Source organism: Rhodococcus daqingensis, assembly GCF_042665615.1.
Lineage (GTDB): Bacteria > Actinomycetota > Actinomycetes > Mycobacteriales > Mycobacteriaceae > Rhodococcus_G > Rhodococcus_G daqingensis.
Window position 1 is genome coordinate 97,439 of record NZ_JBHTCS010000010.1, and the last position, 14,499, is coordinate 111,937.

Consider the following 14,499-nt stretch of genomic DNA (forward strand, 5'->3'; position numbering starts at 1 on the left):
CCAGGTGTCGCGGCACAGGCCGCGTGGCCCACGTCACGTCGCGGTGCGATGAGTTTCGGAGCCGACCGCCGTCTCTATTGCTGAACCCACCGCACGGTGCCGACAGAGTTTGACGAAAGGTCTCGGATCATGGAATCGATCACCACCCCAGCCGGAATCACGCTCGCCTTCGACCGCTATGTCGGCGGCGATGCCGGAACCGTGATTCTCGTCGGTGGCGCATTCAGCTACCGCAAGTTCCCCAAGATGGTGGAGCTGGCCCAGAAGCTGGCCGACGAATACCGCCTCACCGTCATCAACTACGACCGTCGCGGCCGCGGCGACAGCAGCGATTCGCCGGGCGTGTACGACGTCGAGAACGAGATCGACGACATCGCCGCACTGGTCGAGGCGACCGGTGGGTCCGCCGCACTGTTCGGCTGGTCCTCCGGCGCGGGACTCGCTCTGCTGGCGGCCGCCTCGGGCCGGGTGCCCGGCATCACCAAGGTGATCGCCTTCGAGCCGCCGTTCGTCGTGAATCACGAGGACTTCGTTCCCTCAGCAGATCTCCATCTGACGCTGCACAAGCTGATTGCCGAGGACCGCCGCGGCGAGGTCGTGAAGTTCTACATGACCCACGCCATGGGCATGCCCCGCCCCTTCGTCGCCGTCATGCGTTTCACGCCGTTCTGGAAGAGCCTGAAGGCGACGGCCCCTGCGACAGCCCATGATTGGGCCGTCATGGGCGACTACATGCGCGGCGAACCGCTGCGCGCGGCGGACTGGTCCGGCCTCACCGTGCCGACCCTGGTCATCTCCGGAGGAAAGAGCGGCGATCTGCTGCGCACCGCCGCTCGCGCGATCACCGCGGTGCTGCCCAACGCCCGGCATGTGGAACTGGCCAAGCTGAGCCACAACCCGAACATCGCGCTGCTCACCCCGCCGGCCGGTGAATTCCTCGCCGGCACCTACACGCACTGACCCGCCTCCCACCCACTGCGCCTCGCATCGGGCGCCGCCGAATAGGGTCACCCTGCATAATCGGGCGCATGGCATCCGTGTTCAGCATGATCATCGCCGGCGATCTCCCGGGCCGGTTCGTCTGGGAGGACGACGAGGTCGTCGCCTTCCTGACCATCAACCCGATCACCCAGGGGCACACGCTGGTGGTCCCGCGCGCCGAGATCGACCAGTGGCAGGACCTCGACGGCGAGGTGCTCACCAAGTGCACGAAGGTCGCGCAGATCATCGGGCAGGCGGTGCGCAAGGGCTTCGACGCCCCGCGCGCCGGGCTGCTGATCGCCGGACTGGAGGTGCCCCACCTGCACCTGCACGTCTTCCCCGCGTTCAGCCTCGGGGACTTCAACATCTCGGGCGCCGACCCGAACCCGTCGCCGGAATCCCTCGACGAGGCGCAGGCCACCATCAAGGCGACGCTGCGCGAGCTCGGCCACGGGGCGAACGTCCCGGACTGACCCCGCCGCGGGCTAGTCGGGTCTGTCGGTCCGCGGCAGCCGCACCCGGAACACGGCGCCGCCACCCTCGGGCGACTCCACCGTGACGGTGCCCCCGTGCGCTGACACCAGCGCCGACACGATGGACAGGCCCAGGCCGCTGCCGCCGGACGCCCGGGTGCGCGAGGTGTCCGCGCGGTAGAACCGCTCGAAGACCCGCTCCCGGGCCTCCGCGTCCAGGCCCGGCCCGGTGTCGGCCACCTCCAGCACGGCGTCCGGCCCGTCGGTGCCGACCCGGACGGTGACCGCGGCGTCGGCCGGGGTGTGACCGAGCGCGTTGCCCACCAGGTTGCCGAGCACCTGCCGTAGCCGGGCCTCGTCGCCGAGCACCTCGGCCTGACCGGGGCCGCCCAGCAGCTCCAGCCCGATCTCGCGGTGCGGGGCAACGGCTCTCGCGTCGTGAACCGCATCCGAGGCGACGGTGAGCAGATCCACCGGCGCCCGTTCGAGCGGACGCTGCTCATCGAGCCGGGCCAGCATCAGCAGGTCCTCGACGAGCAGCCCCATCCGGGCGGCCTCCCCCTCGATCCTCGACATCAGCAGCCCGGTGTCGCGCATCGCGCCCTGCCGGTACAGCTCGGCGAATCCGCGGATGGTCGTCAGCGGGGTGCGCAGTTCGTGGCTCGCGTCGGCGACGAAGCTCCGCATCTTCCGCTCGGACCGGCGGGCCGATTCCTCCGACGCCTCGGTGGCGGCGAACGCGGACTGGATCTGGGCGAGCATCCCGTTCAGCGCCACGGACAGCCGGCCCACCTCGGTCCTGCCGCCGTACTCGGGAACCCTGCTGTGCAGCTCCCCCGCCGCGATGGCCGCGGCCGTGTGCTCCACCTCGACCAGCGGACGCAGGCTGCGCCGCACCACGACATAGGCCACGCCACCGAGCGCGGTCAACACCGCGGCGCCGATGCCGAGCTGCAGGATGACGAGCCGGTCGACGATCGCGTCCACGTCGGAGAGGCTGACGGCCACGGTGACGGTGCCGTCCTGGGTGGTGGTGGTCAACGCACGCCAGTGCTCGCCGGGGTCGCCGACCGAACCGACGGTGATCGGGCCCGGGCCGGGGTTCGCGGGCAGGTCCGGCGTCGCGGACCCGTCGTTGATCACCAGGCGGGTCTCCCCGCCCGGCGTCAGCGACCGGACGTAGAACTGGGTCGGTGGGCGGGACGGACCCGGTTCGGCGGGGGGCGGCGGCAGCGGCCGGTCCTCCCGCGGCCTGGCCCAGCCGTGCGCCGCGTCGCGGAGCATGGCATCGGTGCGGTTCATCAACGAGTTCTCCAGCGCCGAGGTGACCGCCACGCCCGAGGCCAGCAGCCCGAGCGCCGCCAGCACCAACACCGCGGCCACCAGGGTGAACCGCAGCGGCATCCGGCGAATCCGAGGCATCGGCGCGGCTACCTGGGCTCGCGCATCACGTAGCCGACCCCGCGCAGCGTGTGGATCAGCCGCCGGTCCCCGGTGTCGACCTTGCGCCGCAGGTACGACACGTAGGACTCGACCACCCCGACCTCGCCGCCGAAGTCGTAGTGCCAGACGTGGTCGAGGATCCGCGGCTTGCTCAGCACCACACCGGCGTTGACCATGAAGTACCGCAGCAGCGTGAACTCGGTCGGCGACAAGGACACCGGCTCGCCCGCCTTCCACACCTCGTGGGTGTCGTCGTCGAGCTCGAGGTCGGCGAACCGGATTCGCGCCGGCTCGGTGGACTGCCCGTCGCGGGAGGCCCGCCGCAGGATCACCCGCAGCCGGGCCACCACCTCCTCCAGGCTGAACGGCTTGGTGACGTAGTCGTCGGCGCCGAGCGTCAGCCCGGCGACCTTGTCCTCCACCGCGTCTCGTGCGGTGAGGAACAGCACCGGCGCGTCGACGCCGTCCGCCCGCAGCCTGCGCAGCAGGCCGAAACCGTCCATGCCGGGCATCATCACGTCCAGGATCACCGCGTCCGGCCGGAAGCCGCGCGCCCGATCGAGGGCCTGCGGCCCGGTGGCGGCGGTCTCGACCTCGAAGCCCTGGAACCGCAGGCTCACCGACAGCAGTTCGACGATGGTCGGCTCGTCGTCGACGATCAACACCCGGGCCTCGGGTCTGGTGGCACTCACTCCCCCATCATCTTCGTCATCACTGCCGGAACGCTGACCGTCGGCTGTGAACTTCCTGTGAGTCATCGCGCGCGTGCGTGGGTTACAGTTCTCCTGCGCTTCCTCCGGGAAGTTCCCCGGTTCCTGTCGACGTCGGAACCGGACGCAGCACTCATGGCGTGACCGATCTGATTTCTCGGGAGCACGCCGACCTCGACGGTCACAGCACCGGGCGCGACGGCGTCCGGTACCCGCTTGTGCCCGTCACTCCGACTCGATCCGGGATCGGGGTGCTCACGCACCCTCGAGGGGTCCGGATCGCGAGGCGCCCGCCGGGCGTCCCCACCAGGGGATCAGCCCGGCGGACGACCCGGCGCGCGCATCCGCCGACACCGTGGATCGACGCACCACCCGATGCGGCAGACTCTGGGGGGTGACCGCCGACAAGTGCCCGCACACCCTCACCGGGCCGCCTCCCGCGACCGATCCGGCGCCCACCGCGCGCCGGGGACCGGCAGCCGTCATCCCGACGCCGCGCCACCGCCTGCCCGTGCTGGGCGACCTGCTCAGCGTCGACCCGGCGAAGCCCGTGCAGAAGGAAATGCGGATGGCTGCCGAGCTGGGCCCGATCTTCGAGCGCAAGATCGTGGGTCAGCGCCTCGTGGTGGTCTCCGGGGTCGATCTGGTGACGGAGGTCAACGACGAGTCGACCTGGGCGAAGTCCCTCGGCCAACCGATCCGCAAACTCCGTGCCATCGCCGAGGACGGACTGTTCACCGCGTTCAACAGCGAGCCGAACTGGGCCAAGGCACACAACATCCTGGCCCCCGGCTTCAGCCAGGCTGCCCTGCGGGGCTACCACGGTTCGATGCTCCGGGCCCTCGACGGCCTCGTGTCGGCGTGGGATGCGGCCGCGGTGACCGGCGATCCCGTGGACGTCTCCCGGGACATGAACCGGCTCACCCTCGACGTGATCGGCCTGGCCGGGTTCGGATACGACTTTGCCTCGTTCACGAAGTCGACAGGAGCGGAGCCCGCGGAGCGACCGGGGACCGAGGACCCGTTCGTGACGGCCATGTCGCGGGCGCTGGCCTACATCAACCGCACCTCGAACGACCTGCCGTTCGTACGGAAGCTGTTCGGCCGCAAAGCCGCCGCCCAGCACAAGGCCGACATCGCGCTGATGCACTCGGTCGTCGACGACGTGATCGCGGAGCGCGGCGGCCACCCCGGCGGCCACGACGACCTCCTCGACCTGATGCTGGGCACCGTCGATCCGGCCAGCGGCGAATCCCTCGACCCGGTGAACATCCGGAACCAGGTGCTCACCTTCCTGGTCGCCGGGAACGAGACCACCGCGGGCACACTCGGATTCGCCCTCTACTACCTCGCGAAGCACCCGAACATCGCGGCCGCCGCCCGCGCGGAGATCGACGCCGTGGCCCCCGGGGACGGCCCGCTCTCCTTCGAGCAGGTCGGCAAGCTGCGATACCTGCGCCGGGTGGTCGACGAGACCCTGCGGCTGTGGCCCGCCGCGCCGGGCTACTTCCGCAAGGTCCGGGCGGACACGGTGCTCGGTGGCCGATACCCGATGCCTCGCGGCTCCTGGGTGTTCGTACTGCTCCCGCAGCTGCATCGGGACCCGGTGTGGGGCAACGACACCGAGAGCTTCGATCCGGACCGGTTCCTGCCGGACCAGGTCCGCAAGCGGCCCCGCGACGCGTACCGGCCGTTCGGGACCGGCCCCCGATCGTGCATCGGCCGCCAGTTCGCGCTGCACGAAGCCGTACTCACACTGGCGGAACTGCTGCGCCGGTACGAGTTCACGGCAGACCCGGCATACACGCTCGACATCCAGGAAGCGGTGACCCTGAAGCCACGCGGCTTCACCCTCCTGGTCCGATCGCGGTGACCGGGGGCGGCGACGCACCGTGAACGAGTGGCACCTGATCGAAACGCTGGCCGACGAGTCGCCGACGGTCGTCAGCACGGGCGGGACGGTTCGCGCGTGGACCTCGGTCGGCCGGCTCTCGCCCGCCCCGGACGTCCGCGTCGAATCGTTGGTCGAGGCCGTCCGGGCGGGCCGCCGCCGCGAGGTCATGGCGGCGCAGAGCCAGAAGGGCGAACGCAGGCGATACCGCCTCGAGGCGTTCCCCGTGCTCGGTCCGTCCGGGGACGCCCACGGCGTCCAGCTGTGGATCGGGGACGCGGAGGTCGAACCGACTCCTCCTCGGATCGCCTCCGGGATCTCCTGGTTGCTCGATCGCCTCATGATCGCGCAGACGCTGGAGGCGTCGATGATGTCGGGCGTCCGCCCGGAAGACCATGTCGCCGAACGGACCCCGGCGGAGTACTACGCCAAGGCGGTGAAGTTCGACGAGTCGGAGTCGCTGTTCGCCCTCGCCTTCAACCCGCAACCGGGCACCCGCTGGGACGCCGACATGAGCGTGCTGCACGCGGACGGCCGGATCATGCGGTGGCACTGCTGGGCGCGGGCCCGAACCCAGCCGGGGCAGGCGGGCCTGCGCCTGCTCTGGCACGACGTCACCGACACCGTCGAACCGCGCAGGCCGACGCTCGCCGAGCTCGGCATGCAGGAGGTGATGCGTGGGTCCGGGATCTACCCAGCGCTGTTCGAGACCGAACGCGGGGTGCTCACCATGTGGCTGGCGGAGCCCGCGCCCTGGGTGCACTGGCGCGGCATCGAGGGCAGCAACAGGATCATCCACCCGGACGACCAGGGCGTGCTGGAGCTGGCCCGCTCGCGGTTCGACGCCGGATCCTCCGAGCCCGTCGAGGCGGTGGCCCGGCTCCGGGCCGGCGACGACGAGTGGGCGCTGTCGAGCCTGCGCATCTCGCCGTACCCGGGCGGCCTGGGCAATCGCCTTGCGATCGTGCAGATCTCCCGGCCGCCGCAGCCCTAGCGGTGCTCGCACGGCCCGTGGTGACCGAAGACACCCGCCGCGGGAAATCTTGTTTGCTACGGTAAAGACCAGTCAACATGACACCCGGACGAGCAGCACCGTACCCGGCCAGCGACAAGACGGTGCCTTGGAGAATCACACCATGGCATGGATCGTGCTCGTCATTTCCGGCATCCTCGAGGCCGTCTGGGCCACCGCACTCGGCAAGTCCGACGGCTTCTCGAAGCTCACCCCCTCGATCGTGTTCGGCGTCGCCCTCGTGCTCAGCATGGGTGGGCTCGCCTACGCGATGCGCACCCTCCCCATCGGCACCTCGTACGCGGTATGGGTCGGGATCGGCGCGTCCCTCACGGTCGCGTACGCGATGATCACCGGCTCCGAATCGTCGTCCGTCCTGAAGATCCTGCTGATCCTCGGCATCGTCGGCTGCGTGATCGGCCTCAAGGCGCTGCACTGACAACCCGCCGCACCCGCACCGGGCGTGTTGCCCGTCACCCCAGGGTTACAGTTACCCCATGAACCTGGTGGCGATGGTCACACTCCCGGCGCGGGTCGGCCTCTCGATCACCGACTCGGCACTGGGCGTGGCCGAGACAGCGCTCGGCGCCGCGCGCGTCATGCTCGCCGCATCGACCGCCCCCGGGGCGGCGGCGAACTTCGGCGGGTTCGCCGCGGCCAACCCGTCCGGCCCGCTGAAACTGCTGCAGCAGGTCGCCGAGCTCGCCTCGGACGAGCGACCGCTCGGCCAGGCGATGCGCCCCGGAGGACCGCTGGACCGACTCCTCGAACCCGGCGGCGTCGTCGACCGGCTCACCGCACCCGGCGGCACCCTGGAACGGATCATCGAACCGGGTGGGCCGCTCGAGCGCGTGCTCGCCACCGGCGGACCGGTCGACCGGCTGCTCGACGTGGACGGACCGGTGGAGCGACTGCTCGCGCCCGGCGGGCTGCTCGACCGGCTCACCGCGGAGGAGGGCCCGCTCGAACGCCTCACCGCCACCGCCGGGCCCCTCGAGACCCTCACCCGTGAGGGCGGACTCATCGACCGGGCGCTGGCCGAGGACGGCATCCTCGAGACGCTGCTCGCCGAGAACGGCGCCCTGGAACGGATCATCGCGGACGGCGGCCCGCTCGATCAGATCGTCAGCCTCTCGGAGACGCTGGCGTCCCTGGCACCCAACCTCGAGAAGATGGGCGACAGCATCGAGTTGCTCCGCGAGACGGTCGGCGTCCTCAGCGCCGCGGTGGGTCCGCTCGGCGAGCTGGCCGGCCGGCTGCCCGGACGCTGGCTCAAGGGCGGCCGGGGCAACGGCACCGAGTACAGCTAGTCGCTGCGCGGCGACCGGTTTCCGGTGGCGAGGCGGCGAATCCGCCCCTACCGTGTGACGGTGCCCGAACTCGCCCGCACACTCGGGGTCCGCGACTGTGTGCTGATCGGCCTCGGCTCGATGATCGGCGCCGGGATCTTCGCCGCGCTGGGGCCGGCCGCCCAGGCCGCCGGGTCGGCGCTGCCCGTCGCGCTGGCCGTCGCCGGGGTGGTCGCCTACTGCAACGCCACCTCGTCCGCCCGGCTCGCCGCGCGGTACCCGAGCTCCGGCGGCACCTACGTGTACGGCCGCGAACGGCTCGGCGCATTCTGGGGATACCTGGCCGGCTGGGGTTTCGTGGTCGGCAAGACCGCATCGTGCGTCGCGATCGCCCTGACGGTCGGCGCCTACGCCTGGCCCGCGCACGCGCATGCCGTCGCGGTGGTCTCGGTGCTCGCACTCACGGCGGTCAACTATGTGGGAGTGCAGAAGTCGGCGCTGCTGACCCGGATCCTGGTCGCGCTGGTGCTCGCCGTGCTGGCGGCCGTGGTGATCGCCTGCCTGGGATCCGCGGCGCCGAGCCGATGGTCGGACGGCGGCGCGGGCGGCGCGGCGGGCGTGTTCCAGGCCGCCGGGCTGCTGTTCTTCGCGTTTGCCGGCTACGCCCGGATCGCCACCCTCGGCGAGGAGGTGCTCGACCCGCGCCGCACCATCGGCCGGGCCGTCCCGCTCGCGCTGGGGATCACGCTGGTCGTGTACGCCCTCGTCGCCGCCGCGGCCCTGAAAACCCTTGGCCCGCAGGGCCTGGCCGCCGCGACCGATCCGTTGGCCCAGGCGGTGCGGGCCGCGGGCGCGCCCGGCCTCGAGCCGGTGGTCCGGGTCGGTGCGACGCTGGCCGCGCTCGGCTCCCTGCTCGCGTTGATCCTCGGGGTCTCGCGCACCACCCTGGCGATGGCGCGCGACGGCCACCTGCCCCGCGGCCTGGCCGCCGTGCATCCGCGCTTCGGCGTGCCGCACCGCGCGGAGCTGCTGGTGGGCGCGGTCGTCGCGGTGCTCGCCGCGGTCGCGGACCTGCGGCACGCGATCGGGTTCTCCTCGTTCGCCGTGCTCGCGTACTACCTGATCGCGAACTGCGCGGCACTGACGCTGACCCGCGAGGAGGGCCGGGCGTGGCCGGGCGTCCCGATCCTCGGTGCGCTCGGCTGCGTGGCGCTGGCGTTCGCACTGCCGCTCGCCTCCGTGCTGGCGGGCTCGGCCATGCTCGCGACGGGCGCGCTGGCATACGCGGCCCGGCGGCACACGATCGCCACGTGACCCACACAGACCTACGCCATCGGGTGGCGAATCGAATGAGGTGGCACCGTGCCGCGTATCAGAGCGAGTTCGTCGATCGTGACGGGCCGGTAAGGCGACGCAGGTAGACGTCCGATCAGCTCGCTCATGGGGTCCGTCAGCCGGTCCACGCGAGCAGACAGGAACGCCCACTCATGTTCGTCGGAGCCGTAATAGATGACCGTGCCGAAGGTTTCGATGAACCGCAGCCAACCGCGCCGCAGGGTGTCGTTGCGCCAGACCGTCGGACAGCCGATCTGACAGGCGAGCACACCGCCGTCGGCGAGCACCTCGGCGCAGCGCAGCAGGAAATCCTTGCCGTACAAGCGGTTGTGCTGCGCTTCCGGATCATCGTTCTCGTCCGGGAGGTCGATCACCACCACGTCGTACCGCCGCCCGGCCGCGGCCGCCTCGGCGAGGAATTCCCAGCCGTCGCGGTAGTGGATGCGAACCGGCCCGTCTCCCCGGTCGGCGGCCTCGAGCTCGGGAGCCGAGTATCCGTACGGAAGATAGGTGGCGCAGGCCTGCACAGCGGCCTTGTCGATGTCGACGTGATCGACCGACTCCGCCCCCGCGGCGACGGCGATCTGGCTGACCACGCCTTCGCTGGACCCGATGACCAGCACCCGACGGACCTGCTCGGCAAGCAGAAGCGCGGGCACCAGCAGGGCCTCGTGATAGATCAGCTGGGTCGCCTCGGTGCTCTGGCGTTCGTCGTCGCAGAACAGCGACACACCCTGCTCGGTGCGTCCGATCACCACGTGTTGGAAATCGGTGTCCGCCTCGTGCAGCACCTCGGACAATTCCCACGTCCTGGTGAGCCCGGCTCCGACGGATTCGGTGAGTCGGCGCACCGTCGCCGGACCGCGCGGGATCGCCCGGTGGCCGGAGACCTCGGCACCGAGCGCGTCGGCGAGCAGGCGCACCGCGAGCTCCGGGTCTGCGCTCGGGCCACAGGTGAAGACGTCGACGAATGCCGAACCCAACTCCGGATACGTGTGCACCGACGCGTGCGACTCGGCGAGCAACGCGAGCACGGTCACGCCCTGCGGCTCGAAGCGGTGCTCGATCACCTCGCACACGGTCGCCCCGGCAGCGGACAGCGCCGCGCGCAGCGTGTCCCGCAGGAACTGCGGATCGTCCAGCCGGGCTGGCGCGATCCCGTGCAACTCCGCCACCACGTGGGTGCCGGCGAATTCCATGGCGTTGTGCTGGTCAGGCGTCATCGGTGAGCTCTCCACCGACGAGACAGTACGTGCGCAGCGGCGGGATGCCATTGAAGGCCACCGACGAGTAGCTGGCCGTGTATGCGCCCGATCCGAGAATGTCGAGCTGCTCCCCGGCCTGCAGATCGAGCGGCAGCCGATAGGGCGTGTGCTGATAGAGCACATCGTCACCGTCGCACGTCGGGCCCGCAAGGATGACCGGACCGTCGGCACCCCCGTGCTCGGCCACCGTCTCGAACCGGTACGCGATGTACTCGTTCTCGGTTTCGGCCAGACCGTTGTAGCGGCCGACGTCGAGGTACACCCAGCGGTGCCGGTCGGTCGCCGACTTCCTGGCCACCAGGATCACCTCGGTTCTGATCAACCCGGCATCCGCGACGAGAGCCCGGCCGGGTTCCATCACCACCTCGGGTGGTTGCCCCGGGAAGTGCGACTGCAGTGAACGCTGTACCGCCTCGGCGTAATCGGTGAGCGACGGGGCGGATCCGGAGTACGCCAGGCCGAAGCCGCCGCCGATGTTCAGCCTGCGTAGCGGGATGCCCTCCGTCGCGAGCTCCGTGAACAGCTTCGCCGCCGTCGCGATACACACGTCCCAGGCGGACAGGTCCAGTTGCTGGGAGCCGACATGGAAGCTCAGGCCGGCGGTGTCCAGGCCCAGCCCGGCGGCCCGTCGGAGCAGGTCCATCGCGACGTCGGGCTCGCAGCCGAACTTCCGCCCGAACGGCGTCACCGATGGCGGACCGTCGACCAGGAGCCGGACACAGACCTGCGCTCCGGGGGCGAACTCGGCCAGGTTGTCGACATCACCCTCTGAGTCGGTGATGAACTCGCGGACGCCACGCGCGTGCGCATGCGCGATGTCGGCAGGCTTCTTGATCGTGTTCCCGTAGGACAGCGATGTCGGCGCAGCACCCTGGGCGATGCACAGATCGATCTCGGCCGAGCTTGCCACGTCGAACCCGGCGCCATGTGCGGCCAGCGCCCGGATCACCGCGGGTTCGGGGTTCGCCTTGACGGCGTAACACAGCCTCGCATCGGGGAACTCGCCCTGAAACTCGCGCAGACGAGCGACGATCGCGTCGACGTCGACGACGAGGCAGGGTGTCGGTGGCGCGTGCGTGGTCAGGAACTGCCTGATTCGGGATTGCGCGTCGCTCACCCGCACATGATCGCAGGCCCTCGACGAACCTTCGCCCTGAGCGAAACCCCTCACCACCGGGAACACGACCCCAACCCGAGAGGTTGAGCTACACACGCTCAACTTCAGAAGGGCAGGGTCATGACAACAACCGAACGTCTCCCAGTGCTGTTCGTCGCGGAACCGGTGGTGCTGCCGGGCATGGTCGTCCCCGTCGAGCTCGACGAACCGGCACAGGCCGCCATCGACGCGGCCCGCAGCAGCAGCGACGGCCGCGTGCTGCTCGCCCCCCGCCTCGAGGACCGGTACGCGGCGTTCGGCGTGGTCGCGTCGATCGAGCAGATCGGTCGGCTCAGCGGCGGGGCCCCGGCCGCCGTCCTCAAGGCCGGCAGGCGTGCCCGCATCGGCACCGGCGTCACCGGGCCGGGCGCCGCGCTGTGGGTGGAGGCCGAGCTCGTCGAGGACCAGGCCCCCGACGGCCGGACCACCGAGCTCGCCCACGAGTACAAGAACCTGGTGGTCGCGGTCCTGCAGCGCCGAGAGGCCTGGCAGGTCATCGACTCCGTCAATCGGCTCACCGACCCCTCGGCGATCGCCGACACCGCCGGATACGCGCCGTACCTGACCGACCTGCAGAAGCGGCAGCTCCTCGAAACACCCTCGGCGACAGAGCGTCTGACCGCGCTGATCGAATGGACCAGGGAGCATCTCGCCGAGGTCGAGGTGGCCGACAAGATCGGCGACGACGTCCGCGAGGGCATGGAGAAGAGCCAGCGCGAGTTCCTGCTGCGCCAGCAGCTGGCCGCGATCCGCAAGGAGCTCGGCGAGGGCGAGGCGGACGGGGCCGACGACTACCGGTCGCGCGTCGAGGCCGCCGATCTCCCGGATCCGGTGCGCGAGGCCGCCCTGCGCGAGGTCGGGCGACTGGAACGGGCGGGCGACCAGAGCCCCGAGTCCGGCTGGATCCGCACCTGGCTCGACACGGTGCTCGATCTGCCGTGGACGGTCCGCACCACCGACAGCACCGACGTCGCCGCCGCCCGCGCGGTGCTCGACGCCGACCACCACGGCCTGGAGGAGGTCAAGGACCGGATCGTGGAGTACCTGGCGGTCCGGGCGCGCCGCGCCGAGCGGGGCCTCGAGGTCGTCGGCGGTCGCGGCTCGGGCGCGGTCATGGTGCTCGCCGGCCCGCCCGGCGTCGGCAAGACCTCGCTCGGCGAGAGCGTCGCACGGGCGTTGGGGCGCAAGTTCGTTCGCGTCGCGCTCGGCGGCGTCCGCGACGAGGCGGAGATCCGCGGGCACCGGCGCACCTACGTGGGCGCGCTGCCCGGGCGGATCGTCCGCGCGATCAACGAGGCCGGGTCGATGAACCCGGTCGTGCTGCTCGACGAGATCGACAAGGTCGGCTCCGACTACCGCGGCGATCCCGCGGCGGCGCTGCTCGAGGTGCTGGACCCGGCGCAGAACCACACGTTCCGCGACCACTACCTCGATCTCGACCTCGACCTGTCGGACGTGGTGTTCATCGGGACGGCGAACGTCGTCGAGTCGATCCCGGCCGCGCTGCTCGACCGCATGGAGCTCGTCACGGTCGACGGCTACACGGCCGACGACAAGGTGGCGATCGCGCGGGACTTCCTGGTGCCGCGTCAGCTCGAACGCGCGGCGCTCACCGCGGACGAGGTGGAGGTCACCGAGGAGGCGATGCGCGAGCTCGCGGCCGACTACACCAGGGAGGCCGGGGTGCGTCAGCTCGAACGGCTGCTGGCGAAGGCGCTGCGCAAGGCCGCGACCCGGCTCGCGGGCGTCGCCGCCCCGGATCGCGTCGTGATCGGGGTCGAGCAGCTCAAGGACCTGCTGGGCCGCCCGCGCTTCACCCCCGAGGCGCACGAGCGGACCTCGGTTCCCGGCGTCTCGACCGGGCTGGCCGTCACGGGGCTCGGCGGCGACGTGCTGTTCATCGAAGCCAACGCCACCGACGGCAAGGCGGGGCTGACCCTGACCGGACAGCTGGGCGACGTGATGAAGGAGTCGGCACAGATCGCGCTGTCCTACGTCCGCTCGCACGCGGCGGAACTGGGCGTCGACCCGGCGGCCCTGGACCGGAGCATCCACATCCACGTCCCCGCGGGGGCGGTGCCCAAGGACGGCCCGTCCGCCGGGGTGACGATGGTGACGGCGCTGGTCTCGCTCGCCCTCGGCCGCCCGGTGCGGTCCGACGTCGGCATGACCGGCGAGGTCACGCTCAATGGCCGGGTGCTGCCGATCGGCGGCGCCAAGCAGAAGCTGCTGGCGGCGCAGCGGGCGGGCCTGAGCACGGTGTTCCTGCCCGCCCGCAACGAGCCGGACCTGGACGACGTCCCCGCGGACGTCCTCGAGTCCGTCGAGGTGCGGCTGGTCTCCGATGTCGCCGAGCTGCTGCGGGCGGCCATCAGCGCCGCCGAGGAGCCGGCGGTGCAGGCGGCGTAGCCACCTGTGCGCGATCCGCACCCCGACCGGGGTGCGGATCGCGCACGGGCGCGTAGCGCCGAGCTCTTGCGGGACAACGGATCCCGGATCGCACGGAAGTGGAGTGCACTGGCGGACGCGTCCGGAACGTCTGGTACTGATACGGGCATGAAACGAACCCTCATCGCCGCCCTCGCGGCCGCCGCCGCGCCCCTCATCCTCGTCGGCTGCGGGTCCGACACCTCGGATCAGTCGGGCGATTCGGCCGCTCCCAGCACGGTCGAGGAGCTGGCGATCGGCGAGTCACCGGAGCCGACCGGCGACATCTACCACGACACCTGCAACGGGATCCGCGAGTACATCAAGACCCTGAAGGACGCCGGACTGACCGGCGAGGGCAGCACCCCCGAGGCCATCGGCGCCGAGTTCGCCAACCTCGCGAAGGCCGCACCGGACTGGGCCGCCCGGTCCGAGCAGGACAAGAACGATTTCCAGCGCGGCGTGGACGCCGGCATCAAGGGCGAGTGCTGACCGCTCCCCCACGCTGACGACGAAC

13 protein-coding genes and 1 riboswitch are annotated in these 14,499 nt (G+C 71.0%); of the genes, 9 read left to right on the forward strand and 4 right to left on the reverse strand.

Annotated features, from left to right (window positions below; all coding sequences use genetic code 11):
• Positions 1-129: 129 nt before the first annotated feature.
• Both ACFQS9_RS08255 and ACFQS9_RS08260 read left to right on the forward strand, forming a co-directional pair.
• Entirely contained in the window at positions 130-960 is an 831-nt protein-coding gene (locus tag ACFQS9_RS08255; RefSeq protein ID WP_378403405.1) for an alpha/beta fold hydrolase, read from the forward strand.
• A gap of 68 nt (positions 961-1,028) precedes the next feature.
• On the forward strand, positions 1,029-1,454 hold the full coding sequence (locus tag ACFQS9_RS08260; protein ID WP_378403407.1) for an HIT family protein: 426 nt from the start codon (positions 1,029-1,031) through the stop codon (positions 1,452-1,454).
• 12 nt (positions 1,455-1,466) lie between these two features.
• On the opposite strand, the gene ACFQS9_RS08265 is transcribed toward ACFQS9_RS08260, so the two are convergent.
• Together ACFQS9_RS08265 and ACFQS9_RS08270 are read right to left on the reverse strand one after the other, a co-directional pair.
• Positions 1,467-2,876, reverse strand: coding sequence for a sensor histidine kinase (locus ACFQS9_RS08265; RefSeq protein ID WP_378403409.1), 1,410 nt, complete (start codon positions 2,874-2,876; stop codon positions 1,467-1,469).
• Positions 2,877-2,884: 8 nt separating this feature from the next.
• A complete protein-coding gene (locus ACFQS9_RS08270) occupies positions 2,885-3,589 on the reverse strand; it encodes a response regulator transcription factor (protein WP_378403411.1) in 705 nt (234 codons plus the stop codon).
• Between the two features lie 502 nt (positions 3,590-4,091).
• Between ACFQS9_RS08270 and ACFQS9_RS08275 the strand changes: the two genes are divergently transcribed.
• From ACFQS9_RS08275 to ACFQS9_RS08295, 5 genes are all read left to right on the forward strand, one after another.
• Complete coding sequence (locus tag ACFQS9_RS08275) at positions 4,092-5,480, forward strand: cytochrome P450 (protein ID WP_378403682.1); 1,389 nt, start codon at positions 4,092-4,094, stop codon at positions 5,478-5,480.
• 19 nt (positions 5,481-5,499) lie between these two features.
• Positions 5,500-6,492: a GAF domain-containing protein gene (locus ACFQS9_RS08280; RefSeq protein WP_378403414.1), complete on the forward strand. Its 993-nt coding sequence runs from the start codon at positions 5,500-5,502 to the stop codon at positions 6,490-6,492.
• A 66-nt stretch (positions 6,493-6,558) separates the two neighbouring features.
• Positions 6,559-6,621, forward strand: a riboswitch (guanidine-III (ykkC-III) riboswitch).
• 13 nt (positions 6,622-6,634) lie between these two features.
• A complete protein-coding gene (locus tag ACFQS9_RS08285; protein WP_378403416.1) occupies positions 6,635-6,949 on the forward strand; it encodes a DMT family transporter in 315 nt (104 codons plus the stop codon).
• 58 nt (positions 6,950-7,007) lie between these two features.
• Positions 7,008-7,820 (forward strand): ABC transporter, encoded by an 813-nt coding sequence (locus ACFQS9_RS08290; RefSeq protein WP_378403418.1) that lies wholly within the window; start codon positions 7,008-7,010, stop codon positions 7,818-7,820.
• A gap of 54 nt (positions 7,821-7,874) precedes the next feature.
• Positions 7,875-9,113: an APC family permease gene (locus tag ACFQS9_RS08295; protein WP_378403420.1), complete on the forward strand. Its 1,239-nt coding sequence runs from the start codon at positions 7,875-7,877 to the stop codon at positions 9,111-9,113.
• Between the two features lie 11 nt (positions 9,114-9,124).
• Here the strand turns inward: ACFQS9_RS08295 and speD are convergent, their stop codons facing one another.
• Both speD and ACFQS9_RS08305 read right to left on the reverse strand, forming a co-directional pair.
• Positions 9,125-10,357 carry an adenosylmethionine decarboxylase gene (gene speD / locus ACFQS9_RS08300; protein ID WP_378403423.1) on the reverse strand — a complete coding sequence of 411 codons (1,233 nt, stop codon included), beginning with the start codon at positions 10,355-10,357 and terminating at the stop codon, positions 9,125-9,127.
• Positions 10,347-11,516 carry a type III PLP-dependent enzyme gene (locus tag ACFQS9_RS08305; protein ID WP_378403425.1) on the reverse strand — a complete coding sequence of 390 codons (1,170 nt, stop codon included), beginning with the start codon at positions 11,514-11,516 and terminating at the stop codon, positions 10,347-10,349. The genes speD and ACFQS9_RS08305 overlap by 11 nt, the downstream gene beginning before the upstream one ends.
• 120 nt (positions 11,517-11,636) lie before the next feature.
• Between ACFQS9_RS08305 and lon the strand changes: the two genes are divergently transcribed.
• Positions 11,637-13,964 (forward strand): endopeptidase La, encoded by a 2,328-nt coding sequence (gene lon / locus ACFQS9_RS08310; RefSeq protein WP_378403427.1) that lies wholly within the window; start codon positions 11,637-11,639, stop codon positions 13,962-13,964.
• A gap of 147 nt (positions 13,965-14,111) precedes the next feature.
• Complete coding sequence (locus ACFQS9_RS08315) at positions 14,112-14,474, forward strand: hypothetical protein (RefSeq protein WP_378403428.1); 363 nt, start codon at positions 14,112-14,114, stop codon at positions 14,472-14,474.
• Positions 14,475-14,499 lie beyond the last annotated feature (25 nt).